General features: G+C 58.2%; 11 protein-coding genes and 1 pseudogene. All 12 read right to left on the bottom strand.

What is annotated here, in order from left to right; translation table 11 throughout:
* Nucleotides 1-11: 11 nt before the first annotated feature.
* Nucleotides 12-944 carry a hypothetical protein gene (locus LDP01_RS08830; RefSeq protein ID WP_224088532.1) on the bottom strand — a complete coding sequence of 311 codons (933 nt, stop codon included), beginning with the start codon at nucleotides 942-944 and terminating at the stop codon, nucleotides 12-14.
* Nucleotides 941-1,765 carry a hypothetical protein gene (locus LDP01_RS08835; protein ID WP_224088533.1) on the bottom strand — a complete coding sequence of 275 codons (825 nt, stop codon included), beginning with the start codon at nucleotides 1,763-1,765 and terminating at the stop codon, nucleotides 941-943. Before LDP01_RS08835 ends, LDP01_RS08830 begins: the two co-directional genes overlap by 4 nt.
* A gap of 72 nt (nucleotides 1,766-1,837) precedes the next feature.
* The gene (locus LDP01_RS08840; RefSeq protein WP_224088534.1) at nucleotides 1,838-2,002 is read right to left on the bottom strand and encodes a hypothetical protein; all 165 of its coding nucleotides are present in this window, start codon (nucleotides 2,000-2,002) and stop codon (nucleotides 1,838-1,840) included.
* Between the two features lie 323 nt (nucleotides 2,003-2,325).
* Nucleotides 2,326-2,940, bottom strand: coding sequence for a glycosyltransferase (locus LDP01_RS08845; RefSeq protein ID WP_224088535.1), 615 nt, complete (start codon nucleotides 2,938-2,940; stop codon nucleotides 2,326-2,328).
* Complete coding sequence (locus LDP01_RS08850) at nucleotides 2,933-4,372, bottom strand: hypothetical protein (protein ID WP_224088536.1); 1,440 nt, start codon at nucleotides 4,370-4,372, stop codon at nucleotides 2,933-2,935. The genes LDP01_RS08845 and LDP01_RS08850 overlap by 8 nt, the downstream gene beginning before the upstream one ends.
* A gap of 5 nt (nucleotides 4,373-4,377) precedes the next feature.
* Nucleotides 4,378-7,371: a glycosyltransferase family protein gene (locus LDP01_RS08855; protein ID WP_224088538.1), complete on the bottom strand. Its 2,994-nt coding sequence runs from the start codon at nucleotides 7,369-7,371 to the stop codon at nucleotides 4,378-4,380.
* A gap of 196 nt (nucleotides 7,372-7,567) precedes the next feature.
* Nucleotides 7,568-8,846 (bottom strand): annotated as a pseudogene (gene wecC / locus LDP01_RS08860) (UDP-N-acetyl-D-mannosamine dehydrogenase).
* 36 nt (nucleotides 8,847-8,882) lie between these two features.
* A complete protein-coding gene (locus LDP01_RS08865) occupies nucleotides 8,883-10,778 on the bottom strand; it encodes a glycosyltransferase family protein (protein WP_224088540.1) in 1,896 nt (631 codons plus the stop codon).
* Nucleotides 10,778-11,590: an ABC transporter ATP-binding protein gene (locus tag LDP01_RS08870; RefSeq protein ID WP_224088542.1), complete on the bottom strand. Its 813-nt coding sequence runs from the start codon at nucleotides 11,588-11,590 to the stop codon at nucleotides 10,778-10,780. Before LDP01_RS08870 ends, LDP01_RS08865 begins: the two co-directional genes overlap by 1 nt.
* Entirely contained in the window at nucleotides 11,533-12,543 is a 1,011-nt protein-coding gene (locus LDP01_RS08875; protein ID WP_224088544.1) for an ABC transporter permease, read from the bottom strand. The genes LDP01_RS08870 and LDP01_RS08875 overlap by 58 nt, the downstream gene beginning before the upstream one ends.
* A gap of 21 nt (nucleotides 12,544-12,564) precedes the next feature.
* Nucleotides 12,565-14,295 carry a glycosyltransferase family 4 protein gene (locus LDP01_RS08880; protein WP_224088546.1) on the bottom strand — a complete coding sequence of 577 codons (1,731 nt, stop codon included), beginning with the start codon at nucleotides 14,293-14,295 and terminating at the stop codon, nucleotides 12,565-12,567.
* Nucleotides 14,292-15,293 (bottom strand): glycosyltransferase family 4 protein, encoded by a 1,002-nt coding sequence (locus tag LDP01_RS08885; RefSeq protein WP_263433686.1) that lies wholly within the window; start codon nucleotides 15,291-15,293, stop codon nucleotides 14,292-14,294. Before LDP01_RS08885 ends, LDP01_RS08880 begins: the two co-directional genes overlap by 4 nt.
* Nucleotides 15,294-15,467 lie beyond the last annotated feature (174 nt).

A 15,467-nucleotide genomic window follows, 5' to 3' on the forward strand; every position in this document is an offset into this window, starting at 1 on the left:
CTTCTTTAGGTTTAGCTCTCGGAGGGCGCCGTCTCACGGAGCCGAGCACTTACATCTTGCGGTCTCGTTCCCTGTTGAAATCCACTCGCTAGAAGTGCAGAGGACCAGTCGCCGTGGCAATTCGCCAGCAATTCAAAGGACTGTCGCAAAAGCTCCTTGGGCGGCGGAGTGTGACCATCACCTGTTGCTGGACCCCAGCGGTCCATGAGCATGTACACGTTCTCGGATGCTCCAACCGCCTCAAGGAAAGGCAGCTGGTGGTTTTGGATGTGGAACCAATCACGAGCGTTCTGTACGTAGGCAACCGTGTGACGGAAACCCGCTTGATATGACCTTACGAGGTCGTGGGCTACCGTCCCTGGCAACTCAGTAAGTTCACGATCCGTCATACCCCAACCGTGCGTCATGAATCGGTTGGAAGCCGACTTGTAGTAGCGTCCGAGTGAAGTTTGTGGATTCACGGCCAAGGCGAGCGAGGATGGGAAGAACCTCGATACCGCAAGCGTTGCAAAGCCGCCACCGGAACTGCCGAAGAAGACGAGGTTGTATCCGCCCGTCTCGCGTACGATTCGGCGAATAATATCTGCCAATGCCTCCTGGAGGTCCGGCTGAGCAGCCGATCCCGCATACCAGGAAAGGCGCAGTTCCTCAGCCGTCCTCAGGCTGGGATCAGAGATGAAGATCCGGTTCACGGGTAGTCCTGACGAAATGCCCTTCCCAACGAACCACGGTAACCGCACGTCTTTCTCGGCCGCTCCATGGAAGAACACGAACGTCGTGTCTGAACCCGCCGGCAAATTTAGCAGCTCGATAGGCAGGCTTCGATGGTTGATCTCCAGCTGCCCATCAGGAATCCGGTCAGCTAAAAGGAAAGACCCAAGGTCGGCGAACGAAGATGTTGCCGGAAAGTCTTCAGCGGTGTTCTCTACTCGGACTAATGTCACCACGTGCTCGATTCGCAGAATCGCCGAAGGGTTTCGGAGAGCAGTTCCTTTGGCGGCGGCGTGTGCCCTTCCCTCCAGGCATCCATGAGAACTTCCACGTCATTCACCCCTGATGCTGCGGCCAGAAATGGCTCCATGTGCCGTTTAACGTGGTATTGATCATTACTGTTCTGCATGTAATAGACCTTGTTGGCCAAGGGCTCCCCATAAAGGGGGCATAGATTCGTCACTGGACGGTTGCGGATTGACGACAGCGGATCGTATTCGTCCTCCGGGATACCATAGGCAATTTGGGCGAAGGAACGGACCGCTCTGGAATGGTACTTGGTTATGTCCGTCTGTGGGTTGTAAACCACGGCCGCGGAGCCAGGTGTCTGCGACGAGTAATAGAGGCTGGCAAAACCTCCACCGGAACCACCAAAATAGATTACTCTCTTAGCACCATGCGAACTCACCACATGTGAAATGACCCTCAAAAGCAGAGACTGAAGATCCTGTTTGTGGTTGCCGGCGTACCAAGCAAGCGCCAAATCCGATGAGAGGTATAGGCTGGGATCTGATACGAAAACACGGTTGGCGTTGAGGCCATTAGAGATACCCTGGCCCGTCAACACGGGAACACGATAGTGCGGTTCGATGGCTCCATGGAAGAACACCACGGTCGTATCCGCACCGATGTCACTGTTGAGCAAGTCAATTGGAATACCGGACTCATTAATTGAAATGATACCCTTGGGTGCAATTCCACGCTCCACAAATTCGTCGATAGTGCGGAATCGGGTCACTACATTGGATGCAGTATCGATGTATTGTTCGCGCAAATTTCTTCCATTCTCCAAATACTGTTCCCAAACAATTCAGCTCACGAGTTTCAAACCGAGCCTCTTTGCAAGCTAGCCAGCCGCGGCTTCCATGGCAAGCTGAACCGCAGACAGGTAGGCCGCATCGACTGCTGACTGGGCAGCGCCGCCGCGGATTGATTGCCTTCCTCGCGACATCTTTTCTTGCCAGGACTCGGGGTCGTGCACCAATTGGGTGACGCGATTTGCAATGTCCAAGTTGTCGATCGGAACCGCAGGCTTTTGTCCGCCAAAGTTGCCCCAATATCCCCGTTGCAGAGTCTCGCCTTCCTGCAGGCCCCACTACTCCTTGAGAACCGGCAGCGACTACAGGCGTACCTAACGCAAGAGCCTGTGCAGCCCCGCGGCCAGAAGCGAATGCCAACACGGCACCGCTTAGAATCCTGCTGGTTTCGTGGGAATTGACCCAACCCATCCAGTCGATTGAAATGTTGGACAAGGCGGATAATCTTTTGCTGAGGTGTTCCCGGAAGTCCCCCACAGCACCGCCGGAACCCGCAATCCTCAATCGCCATTGCAGCTCAGGAAATTGTTCTGCGAGCATCTTCGCGGTGGGCACGACGCTTTCGACCAGTGACTGTTTGTCTCGGTCCATACGGGCAAGCACGACTATGTCGACTCGGGCCTCCCCTAACGCGATCAAGAACTGGCCTGATTGGCCTGTCGAAGAGCTCGTCTTCCACCCCATTGCGGATCAGGACGATCTTGTGAGCTGGCACGCCACCATTTGCCACAAGGTTTTCGGCAACAGCTGGCGATACAGCAGCGATCACGGCAGCTCGTTCGTGCCATGTGGACACAGCATCCAGATATGAGCCGTGGAAGGTGGCCATGAATGGAGTCTTCCAGGCAGCAGCCAACTGGAGGCCGATCTCGCGGGAGCGGAACGGGTGCGCATGGATCAGATCGTACCGCCGACTGCTTAGTAGCGGTTCCAACTCCTCGGATGTTGCTGAAGGCAGGAGATCAATAACGCCAGCACCCAGAACAAGAAGGTGATCCTTGAGCCGGGATGGTGGGCAGGCTACATCGACGGAGTGGCCTGCCCGGATCAAAGCGCGGACTGCATAAGCGACATTTTCATGCAACCCGCCCCAGGCTGCCTGGTAGGTCACCAGCGTCAGTACCTTAGCCAACTGGCACCTGCCGGAACGACATAGGCCAAGGACGCGGCAATTCCACGATGTCCGTGAACTTCACAGCCTCGGTGCGCAGAGGATAGTGGCCTCGCCATTCAGAGGTCTCAATCACGCCTTCGAGTACAGCGGCTATGCATTCCTCAAACCCATTCCTGTACTCTCCGGGCGCAGGTTTCCGGAGGTTCCAAAGGTCCGGATAACCTTGCTTACCGAATGGAGCAAGGGTGCCCTTCATGGAGTCGTTGCTGGCGGTTTCCTCTGTAGACTGACTGATCAGTTTATGGCATAGTTCGTGCAGCTCCATTTGCTCGAAATCGGGGATTCCGAGCCGCGATTCCCATAAAAGGTTCGAGTCCCAGCCCACCTTCGAATTTGCTTCCGCCACGGCGCGGATATTGGCATAAGCCGAACTGTCTTGGAACAGAGTCTTCACATGCTCATTCAACGTTCCGTCACGGTCCAGGCACGCTGCAACAAATGCAAGAACGCCGGTGGGGCGTGTCGACCATTTCTCGGACGATGAGATGGCAGCTTCGTAATCAACGGTCCACGCTGGTGCGAGGCGGTTGAGTGCGCGCACAGCTCCGAAGCCGGAGAGCGACCTGCCTGCGTTGGCAAACTGCACGGGATAACTGACTGCCGTGGCAAGGAAGTCGGAGAGCGCTTGGAAGTTCTCCGTGCGTTGTCCGCTATTTCCGACTGAACTTGAGTCAACTGTGTGCTGCCAGAATCGATTGCCTCCAAGGAAAGTGGCAAAGCGCGTGAACCCACCGCCGATCAAACCGGGCACCGCGGCGAGAACATAGGCGCTGAAAGCCCGGGGAGCAGCGCCGAGTGCGATTCGCCGGAGAGTCACACCGAAGTCGGAGCTGATCCTGAGACTGGATGAAAGCCTGGACTGTCCGGGCGCTTCGGTCTCTGCATTCGCAGCGAAGAGTACCTCCAGAGAGCGGAATGAAAGTTCCTTCACGTCCATGAACTGCGTCAATACTTCACGAACCACACCATGAGGCACGCCATCCGGGACGACACAAAGCGTACGCTTTTGGCGATAGGCGTATTCTGGCGTCCCGTCTGTTGCTTCCGGTGAACGGCTGACGAGCCCCTCAAACCGAACGCGCTGAAGTGACATTCCTTTGTTCTTCATCAGCCGTTGAACGAACAGCCAAATATCCTCGGACACCGCAAAGTCGGCCGAGATCTTGATCTTCTGCGCACGGGACTGGAGGAATACTGGAAGCTGCCAAGCCAGGAATACCAACGTAAACATGTCGCTGGAAACATGCGATACATCAATGCCCTGGTAATCGATATACCACCTGTTGCGGGATTGCAGTTCGGGATTGCGTGAAGCGGTAAAAGAGAAGTTAACCCTAGATCCCTTGGCCTTGGGTTTCTGGATCTTTATGTGAAGTGGATCCGTGGCCATGGACATCAGCTGGCCCTCTGCCAGAGCTCAAGGCCAGCCCTGTCGATGGTGCTCTCTCCCGATATCTGAGAGCGGCTGAATCCAGCGTTGGCAAGGACGTCCACCGTTGATCCTCCGTCTCCAATGGGGGCGGAATACAAGTACACGTTCTCAACCAGGTGCAGATCGTTCAGCACTGCCGCGAGCCTGGCAAGCTCGCTTTCATCCAAGTGACGGTTGACCAGCAGGCCAGCTGGCTCAGTGATCAACGCGCCAAGCTCATATCCAAGCTCGTTGGCTGCCAGCGAGCCGGTGGAGATTGTTTTGAGATTTGCGCCCAACGCTTGGGCGGCGATGTCGGCCAAACGATCATCCATTTCCACGGCGACGGTTAGCATGCCGAGGCGGGCACGTTCTTCAGCCAAATGGAACGTCAGACTGTCAATGCCCCAGTCGACCAGAACAGATTCTGTTCCCGCAAGAAAGGCCCCGGCCTTCATGTTTTCAGGCGATGCGAGGAACCCTCTTGGCGCAATCGAGTCTGAGCGTGAATACAGGTCACGCATCCAGATGTGATTCTGCACGGAAGGCCAAAGGGATTCGACCAAGGCGCCCAGGGAGAGAACCTGTGAAGACGATGCTGCGGCTGCTGCCTCGGAAGTCTTGTTTCCTGTGGCAGTGGAAACCCGTGATTCAACTCCCTCATCGACGAGGCGACGCAGTCGCAATTCCAAGGCCTGTTGGCGATCTACGTGATCTTGGTAAAGATCAATGATCTCAGCAAACCGGAAGCGCTGTTGGTCGGAGAGCTCCTGCCCTTGCGATGCAAGCTCCGCCAGTTCCTGGCGAACCGCTTTGAGTTGCTTTCCGTCTGTGACCTTGGCTAGATCTTGCAAGACTGTCTTAAGTTGGCGATCGATCGAATCCGCGTGGCGGACGGTCGTGGATTCGAGTTGTTGAGTGACGGCTACCAGTGCTGCGTGGCGCTTTTGGCCATTGTTTTTCAGTGTCTGAGTCGTATCCACTGAAAACTGCAGCTGGGTTCCAAGCAGGAGTACAGCGCTTGCCACAGCTGCAAAGGGCACGGCAAGCCAGCGTTGATCCGAGCTCAGGACCCAAATAAGTATTCCGAATAGCGCCAGGGCCAACAAAGCCATATGCAGCTGCGTCATCCGTCGGCGAAGGAGCCTTTTAAACGTTCCGAGATTCATTGTGCGCTCCCCTAAACCGAAACGTGGGCAATGGGATCGCCGAAGACCTCGGCGTCGCCCGTAGCAAATAGTTCGTCGTCGGCGACCTGCCAAGTGTGGCTGCTGACGTCTGCTGAGCGGCGCACAAAATAGTTGAAGCGGTCCGCAGCATAGATCCGGGCCACCAGCACCCTTGACGCTCTTGAGAAAGGTTGAATCCTCGGAACGGCCTAGTGCTTCAAAGCGGTGCTCACGAAATACCTCGGCTGGCGCTGTGAGCGTAGCACCGCGAACAAAGTCCGTGTACCTGTGCTCATGGGCACCGTAGGACAGGATTGTGGCGTCCTTGCTCTCGAAGTAGAAGTACGTCGCGGCTTTGCCCACCAGGTCTGCCTGCGAAAAGTTCAGAGCGTGCACAAGGTCAGGGAGATAGTTTTCGCCGTAGAAGTCGTCGTCATCCATCTTGGTAAGAATGTCGCCTTCGGCAGCATCTACCAACAGGTTAAGGCACTCTCCCAAAGTGACCGTCTTGGCGGCGGAGATGATACTGATATTGTCCAAGCCTAAATCGGCGGCCTTCGCTTTCACCTCGGCGGCATTGACGTCAAAGCCGTGAGTCAGAATTACCAGTTCCTTTTCCAGATCTACTTGCCGTGCCGCATTTTCCAGAATCGAGTCGATGGCATGAGGCCGATATGTGGGCGCCATGATGGACACGGACCGATCCCGGGCGGGGACCGGCAGATTGACGCTACCTAGGATCTGATCAACTCGCGAGGCGTACGTGTGGTTCTTCCAGATCTCGCGCTGCGCACGGTGGACGAGCCGCTGTCGATAAGACTCGCTGCGCATCAGAGCCCTCAAATGCGCGTAGGTTTCCTTCTCGTCAGCCGCTGTCAGGATCGACTGGTCGGGGAAGAACCGCTCAATGGCGGGGCTCGGAGGACTGACCACGGAGGCACCGCAGGCAGTAATTTCGAAGATCCGGCGGGCGCACATGCTTGGCGAATCAATCACCGAGTTCACGTTGAGGAACACTTTGTAAGCGTGGTAAGCCGTCACCATTTCCTCGTAAGGAAGGGAGCCCACCACATTCTTTTCAAACGGTTCGGGGAACTGGTAGTTGGCGTCATTACCCAGCTGACGCGAAAAAATATCCAAGCCAAATTGCTGTGCAGCAGGCAGCAGGTAATCCATCTGCTGCCGACGCTCCGGGTATTTGTGCCGGAAGTACATACCGCCGAAAGCTATGGCTCGATCCCGCTTGATCTTGTGTGGCCTGGCGGGGTTGTGCATTCGCGGCTGGGCAGCGAAGGGCAGAACGTGGATGCGCTCATGGCCGAGAGCCTCAACGTACCTTGGTACACAATTGACGTCCGACGTGAAAACAACATCAAAGAGCTTTGCGCTCTTGAGAAAGTCATCAAAGTGGGGAGGATCTTCTTTGTTCCAGAAGACCGTCGGTATGCCCTGCTCCTTGCACCAAGCAACGAGCTCACTGATCTCGGCACGCGGAGCAAGGCTACCTGTCAGCTGGTACAACCATGCACTGTTGTTTCCTTGCCAGGCTGATTCAACGAACAGGAGGTCCGGTCTAGTCTCTTCGAGCTGGGCCTTCCACGTTTTTGGTTCCACCGCGATGTTGTTCCACTCAAAGGAAAATGCGGTTTGTGAAAAGGGGTCCAGAATTGAAGCTACTGTGATGTCGGCGACTCGGTGGTTCGCCGGAAGTGCTTCCATCGGCGGGAACTTGGCGCGATCAAACTCCTCCGCCTTAGCGATGGCTGCAGCCTGCTTCTTGGCGGGAGCTGCTTTCTTCTCCGAAACCACAGCTACACGCTGAGCCGAGGACTCTGTGGTTAGTCGGTTTTGCCATCGAGTCGCGTCTTGAAGCAGCCACTCAACTTCTTGCACTGCAGCTTCAATACTGGCAGCGGCAGCGCCCGAAATTTGCCCTTCAGAAATCCTATGGCGAAGGCGCTTAAGTGCTGCAGGTGTCTGGTCTCCGTGTGTGGATGGTGTCCGCTCAGACAGCATTCACGATCTCCTCGTCAAGGTTCAGCGCGCCGCGCGTGTCAATGACAATCTTGCCGGACAGCAGCTCGGGGGCGACGGCCTTGACGTCGTCGTGATCAACCAGAACGACGACTACATCCGAGCGCTGGATGGAATCTTCGATCGAAACGAGCTCAACGTTGCTGCGGTTAACCAGTTGCTTCGGGAGTTCTTCCACGTGCGGTTCAGCAACGTTGATACGGCGGTCCTGCAGTGCCTCGGCGAGGTGTGCTGCGATCTCGATGGCGGGTGATTCGCGGAGGTCGTCGATGTTGGCCTTGAACGCGAGTCCGAGGACTGAGACCTCTGCCGTGGTGGGCAGGTTCTCCAAAGCGGAGACGACCTTCTGGAAAACCCACTCCGGCTTTGCATCGTTCACTTCACGTGCAGTACGGATCAGGCGGGATTCCTCAGGGGCTGCTGCCACGATGAACCACGGGTCCACAGCGATGCAGTGGCCACCCACGCCGGGGGCCCGGCTGCAGGATGTTAACGCGGGGGTGGTGGTTGGCCAGGCGGATCAGTTCCCAGACGTCAATTCCCAGCTTGTCACTGATGACGGAAAGCTCGTTGGCGAAAGCAATGTTGACATCGCGGTAGGAGTTCTCCACCAGCTTGGCCATCTCGGCCGTAACGGCGTCCGTGGTCAGGATTTCACCCTGGCAGAACACTGCATAGAGGTCCTTCGCCTTCTCGGCGGCCTCGGCAGTCATACCGCCAACAATCCTGTCGTTGGTGACAAGTTCGATCATGACGCGTCCCGGGAGGACACGCTCAGGGCAGTGGGCCACGAGGATGGCAGGCTTTGAGTCGGAACCATCAAGGCTGAGGTCCGGCCGGAGGTTCAAGATGTACTGGGCCATGTGCTCGGTGGCGCCGGGAGGGGACGTGGACTCAAGGATCAGGAGTTCGCCGCCCTGCAGCTGCGGTGCGATCGCCCGGGCCGCAGCTTCGATGTAGCTCAAGTCGGCGGAGCGGTCTTCCCTGAACGGCGTGGGGACGGCAACGATGTAGGCGTCAGCCTGCGGAGTGGAAGTACTCGCGCTCAGGTGGCCCTGGCTCACGGCACCGGAGACGTGGACTCCGAGGTCGGGTTCGACGAACGGAACCTGGCCTGCGTTCACGGCATCCACCGTGCGCTGGTTAACGTCCACGCCGATAACCTCGATGCCATTCGTTGCAAGGATGGCTGCGGTTGGGAGGCCTATGTATCCAAGGCCGATGACTGCTACTCGTTTAATGGTGTTCAAAATGTTCCCCTTTTATTTTCAAATCTTGAGTCTGGGCTAAAGCGTGACGTGCTCGGTGGGATTGCCCCAGAACCGGACTTCTCCTGAGGCGAGGAGCTCGTCGTCGGAGGCGTTCCAGGTGTGTCCCGATCCGCTTCTGAGTTGGTAGTAGTTGTATCGGTCAGAGGAATAGATCTTTCCACCGGCTTGGGTCACTGCGTTCAGGAAGGCAGTGTCTTCGCCGCGGCTTCTGTCCTCGAATGGATGCTCTTCAAAGACGGAGCGTTTCGCCATAATGGTTGGTCCCATGACCAGGTGGCTGAACCTGTGCTCCATGTGTCCAAAACGGTACAGAGCAGCATTCCTGCTTGAAATGAACATAAAGTGAGCGAGCTTGCCCACGACGTCCGCCCCCGAGTACTGAAGTGCGTTGACCTGGTCCCGTAAGTAGTCAGGACCGTAATAGTCGTCGTCATCCATCTTGGTGAGCACCGCACCACTGGACTCGGCAACACACCTGTTCAGGCAGGCTCCCAGACTCAGCGATTCAGGTTCTTCAAGCAACGTCAATCGAGTCACGTTGTACTGCTTGCTAAGCCTGCTGATGGTGGCAGCACTTGGTTTGAATCCGTGCGTCAGCAACACGAGTTCAACGTCCACTCCCCTCTGGGAGCCAATTGTCTTGAAGATGTGCTCCAGTTGGTGTGGGCGAATGGTGGAAACGAGGGCACTGACGGTTTCCGGCTGAACGGGCGTTTGACGGGTGGGCAGCACCAGCCGAACAACTTCCTCAGCCCTGTGCGCGTATGTGTGCTCAGCCCAGATACGCCGCTGGGCCAAGTGGACGGCGCGATCATTGAGTTCGGGGCTGCGTATCAGTGCTTTGATGACGTCCGCAGCCTGTTCCGAACTGGCAACACTGTGGATTTCGTTGTCAGGGAAAAAACGTGGCAGTGCAGGGCTGGGCGTCGTTACGACGGGTGTTCCGGAGGCTGTGATCTCAAAGATCCGGCGCGCACACATGCTCGGCGAATCCACCACGGAGTTGACGTTCAGGAAGACCTTGTACGCCTTGTACGCAGTAAGCATCTGGTCATAGCTGAGCGAACCTACTACATGCGCGTCATAGGGTGCTGGGAACTGATATTCGGGATCTCCACCCAACTGGCGGGAGAAGATCTCAAGACCATTCTTGGACGTGGCGGAACCAGTGATTGCGCCGTCCAAAAGAACCTGAAGTTGTTCCCTGCGTTCTGGATACTTGTGCGCAAAGTACATCCCCGCAAAGGCAACATCCCGGGAATGCCTGCCGTTCGCGGGCCTTACCGGATTATGGATTGCAGGCTGGGCTGCAAACGGAAGGACCCCGATCCGATCGTGGCCGAGGGCCGCACGATAATCCGGAAGCTTGTTCTCATCCGACGTGAAGACGGCGTCGAATTCGCGAGCCGCAGGAAGAAAATCCTCAAAATGCGGAGGGTCTTCCTTGTTCCAGAAGACGGTAGGGACACCGTGCTCGCGGCACCACCGCACCAGATCCAAAAACTCTTGTCGCGGCCCGTTGCTGCCGGTGAGCTGGTACTGCCAGGAGCCGGAGTTGCCGTTCCAGGCGGACTCGACAAACAAGAAGTCAACGCTCTGCTCTTGCAGCTGTTGAAGCCAATTGTCCTTCTCGAGGAAAAGCACGTTCCACTCATAAGAAAACGAACGAGCAGAAAAATCATCGAGGATGACAGCGACAGTCAGATCGCTGCGGCGAGGAGGGACAGCCGGATATTCAAACGCTCCGAAGGCTAAAGAGCGTCCGTCCTTGGTTCGGAGCATGGTGCCCCGGGCGCTGCGAACAGGGCTCGCTCCAGCGGTCCTGTGCCGCCGATACCACTTTTTCAGCTGGGAAAGCCCGCCTTGGCGAAAATGCCAGGCTGCCGTCCGCACATCGGATACGTAGCGCATTAGACGCGGCTCCTGCGCATCTTGCTGCGTGCAAGGACTTCAGTCATCTGCAGATTGGCACGGGCTTCGTCCCGGATTCGTGCAGCGCTGAGGTTGTTTCCCTTGGCCAAATTGCCGGTGAAGTCCTGGTAGGCACGAACAGTTTCTTCGGGGTCGCCATCCATGATCAGGTGTCCCTTGTCCAGCCACAAGACCCGGCTGCACATCTTGGTGATGGTATCCAGGGAGTGGCTGACCAGGAAGACACAGCCAGCCTGTTCGCGGAGTTGGTCCATGCGGCGCTTGCTTCGATCTCCGAACTGGGCGTCACCAGTGTTCAGTGCTTCGTCCACCAGGAGAATCTCGGGGTCGATGCTTGCGGCGATGGCGAAACGGAGCCTGGAGGCCATGCCCGACGAATATGACTTCATGGGCAGGTAAATGGAATCCTCCAGCCCACACAGTTCAACGATGCTGTGGAACTTGGCCTCGACTTCCTGCCGGCTCATGCCCATGGCAAGGCAACCGAGCACGACGTTCTGATGGCCGGACAAGTCAGGCATCAGGGCAGCATTTACACCGAGCATGATCGGGGTACTGGAAGCGAAAATCGCTCCGGAGGTGGGGCGCATCTGGCCGCTGATGAGTTTCATCAGCGTGCTCTTGCCGGAACCGTTGCGGCCGATGATTCCCACCGACTCGCCACGCTCCACCACCAGGGACAGTTCGTAAAGCGCACGTACCGTCACGGTGTTCGGCCGGCGGCCCAGACGGCTCAGGAAACTCGTATCCCGGCGTTCTTGCGCGACGGCTTCAGAGTCGGTTGTGACCACACGGTATTCCATCGCTGCACGATCGACCACCACGCAGGGGTGGCCTTCAACATCCAGGACCTGCTCAGCCGCGACCATAGGACTCCTCCCCTTGCCAGAAGAAGACCATGCCCACCAGAAGGGCACCCAAGGCCCCAAACGGCCAGAGTGGCCCAGGACTGCCAGGTGGGTGATTCAGCGTAGAGGATGCAATCGCGAAGGATGTCGATGACGTTGAACAACGGGTTCATCTTCAGAACGGCAAGCAGGTCCGGGTGTGTCACAAACTTCTCGTAGGAATAGAAGATTGCGGAGCCATACATCCAGGCGCGCATGAAGAACGGCAGCAGGTGGGTGGCATCGTGGACGCGCGAAATGATGCGGGCCAGAATCAGTCCGACGCCTAGATTGAAGACTGACTGAAGCAAAAGTGCCGGGATGATGAGTAGCCACAGCCAGGTGATCTTCTCGACCGGTGGGATCAGGGTGATGATCAAGAGCATCGCGAGGATCAGCGGCACGTTGGACATCATTTCCCGGATGTTCATGCCGATTGGCAAGGTCGCCCGCGGGAAGTTGAACGCCTGGACCACTGACTTATTGCTGTGGATGGACCTGGCGCCGCTCGTTATGGCGCCGGATGTGCCCTGGAAGATGAAGATTCCAATCACCAGGTAACCAACGTAATTCTCAATGCCGCCGCTGGTCTGGAGCAGAATGCCGAAAATAACGTAGTACGTCAGGCCATTGAAGATCGGGTTAAGCAGCAACCATGCACTACCCAAGCGGTCCCGTCGGGTGCCACTCTGCACCCTGGCGCGGGCGTCATAAAAAATGAACTCACGGAAGTCCCAGAGCTGAACCAGATAGTCCAGTAAGCCCGGGCGCGCACCAACGCGCGTCAGGCGGCGCATGTCCACAGCCAGTGGTTGTACCAGTGCTGGCTCGGGCAGTAGTGCTTTCTTCGCCGACATCAGCTGACCCTCCTTACGTTGTTAGACGCCCAAATTTTCATAAGCCCGGATGTATGCCTGGGCATTTGCCTGCCACGTCCTCGTAGCCAATACTTCCTGCCTGCCAGCGGCGCCGAGCCGCTTCCGTAAACCTTCATCATCAAGCAATTCGTACAACACCTCAGCCAGTCCCCCGGGATCTTCAGCGTTCGCCACCCTGCCGTTTACGCCGTCGTGCACTATCTCCCGTAGGGCGTCCAGGTTGCTGGCCACCACAGGCCGGCCCGAGGCCAGGGCCTCCACAGGTTTGAGCGGCGTCACGGCCCGGGTAACAGCCAGGTCCTTGCGTGGAACCACAAAAATGTCCAACGCCAAGTGGTAGAGGCGAGCCTGCTCCGCAGGGACCCGCCCAGTGAAGATGGTCCGTTCCGAAAGTCCCAGTCGCCGGACTTGGTCCTGAAGAGCGGGCGCGGCAGTGCCATCTCCGACCAAAACCAGCTTCAACTGTGGCAGTCGTGGCGCAAGCAGCGCAAATGCTGTGACCAGATCGTCAAGGCCCTCATAGTCGACAAGGCTGCTTACTGTCCCGATATAAAGCCCGTTCGGGTCCAGTCCCAAAGCCAACCGCGCCTCGCCCTGGTCGAGCGGTTCAGACAAGTACGCGCCGCCCACGGCGTTGGGGCAGATCAGGATTTTGCTGTCCGGGACGCCCATGGCGACGATGTTGTCTTTCATGGACTCGCCGAGCGTCACCACAAGGTCCGCGCTCTGCATGACGTCGGCTTCCCGTTCGGTAAAGAGCTTGTACCGTTCGCTCCGGCGGGCTTCCTCGCCACGCGTTGACGCCCACGTGTCAGCCAGTTGTCCTCGAACTTCATATGCCCACGGGACGTCCAAGGCGTTTGCGACTTCCCGGGCCACCAGGCCGTTGACGAAGTGGGTGGTCGTATGAAGGACCGACGGCCGGAAATCACGGGCGAGGGACAAAATGCCTTCGGCCTGCTGCTGTAAGCGACCATCCATGGACGGCTTCATGCGCGCCGGCAGGAGACGTTCGTAACGCACCCCGTCAACAACGTCATGCTGCCGCGCCGTCAACGCGCCGATCTGCACGGGGTAGCCCAGGCGCGTTACGGCCAACGCTTCCCAACCAGCGTCCTGCTGGGCGGTCAGGATCGAGTGGCTGCGCCGGGCATAGCCGCTGCCGGTATGCGGCACGGAGTTCGTCAGCAGGTGCAGGACCCTGCGGGGTTGTGGTTGCACTGCAGATGGCGTCAGCGTTGGACGCCACCCTTGGAAGATGCGGACTTCGGACTCAAGCCGCTGCCGCTGTTTCGCCATGCCGGCCCGGTCGCCAGCGAGGACGACGACGGCGCCGCTCATGTCGCCGTCGTACCACTTGCGTCTGGCGAGGGTGGCCGGAGTCCGGGTCGCCCCTGCGGCGAGGGGAAGGAAGATATCCGCCCACGCTGGCTGTCCGGCAGCAAGGGCAACTTCTGCGGCCTTACGGGCGCGGTCGCCATCAAGACCGGCGCGGACGGCATGTTCAAAGCGACGCGTGAGCCCGGCGGTGTCCCCCGCCGCGTGGCTGGCCAGCAGGAAGAAGGGACGGGCTGAATTGGGCGCAAGCCTGGCGGCGAAACGAGCAAGCGGCCTGACGATCCTGGACGGCAGCCGGCGAAGGACCTGGAGGAACAAGACGAAGGGCGACTCGGTGAGGTGCTCCGATACCGTTCCTGCAGTCAGGGCAAAGTTCTTGAAGAGTTGGATCACGCATTCCCCCGAGCGTCCGCGGGCTCCGGATTCACCAACGAGGTAATTGAGTCCATGTATCGCAGGGCCAACTGCGCATAGTCGGCGTTGTCCCTGACCCAGTCGCGTCCGCTGGTGCCCGAGGCAAGCCGGCTTCGGTCCTCGGAAAGCTCCCGCCACAACTGCGCCACTGCTTCTGCGTTCGCCGCGACGACGTCGCCTCCCCCGGCTTCAATGATGATGCGTTCGGCTTCACCCCGGACCACTGCCGTGACGTGCCTGCCAATGGCCAGAACCTCGTAGGTCTTTGACGGGACAGTGGTCTCGAACGATTTCCAGTCATCCCGGAGGGAGACAATGCACGTATCCGCTTCACGATATTTGTCCATGACGGCCTGACCCTGCAATGACGGGAAGAAGGTCACGGGCGCATTGAGCTCGCGGGCCAATCTCACCAATTGCGGGCGGCTGGTGCCGTGACCCACCAATGTCAGGTGGAATCCTTCGCCCAGCAGCGCGCTTGCCCTGATGAGGATGTCCAGGCGCTGGCTTTTGCCATGATTTCCGAGGTACACGGCGTGGAAGACGTCCCGTTCCAGGGCAGGTGGCTCAAGGAAAGGCATGGAGTCCAGATCAAGGCCGTTGCTCACGGTAATGACGTTCTTGATGCCGCGGTCCCGCAGCGTCTCGGCAAAACCGTCGGTAACGGTGACCACCAGGTCCGCTCGCTGCTGGACGAACTCGACCACACGCTCCACAAGGCTTTTAACGCTGCCTTGCACGATTCGCGCGTCGCGGGCCAGGTCCGGCCAGGCGTCCCGCATCTCGACGATGAAAGGCACCCTGCGCAGCCGGGAAAGTACGTATCCGGTAGCCAGCGTTGGGAGGCTCGGAGCGGTGGCGAGAATCGCGTCGGGTTTCTTGCCACCCAAACCTATCGGCACGGACATGACAGCGGAGAAGAGTTGGTCGACGAAACGTGCCAGCGGCGAGGTGCCAAGATGCCGAAGGTACGGCACGCGCCTGATGGTTTCGCCGTGCGGGGCCCTTCCTGGTGGGCAAAAGCGAATCCGGCCTTTCGCCGGGGCAGATCCCGCTTGCCGTTGGGATAGTGCGCAACGGGAGCGACGACGTCGACGTCCCAGCCCGCCTTCCGGAATTCCCGGGTCAGGGACAGCCAACGGCGCTGCGGC

The sequence above is a fragment of the Arthrobacter sp. StoSoilB13 genome (assembly GCF_019977255.1).
Lineage (GTDB): Bacteria > Actinomycetota > Actinomycetes > Actinomycetales > Micrococcaceae > Arthrobacter.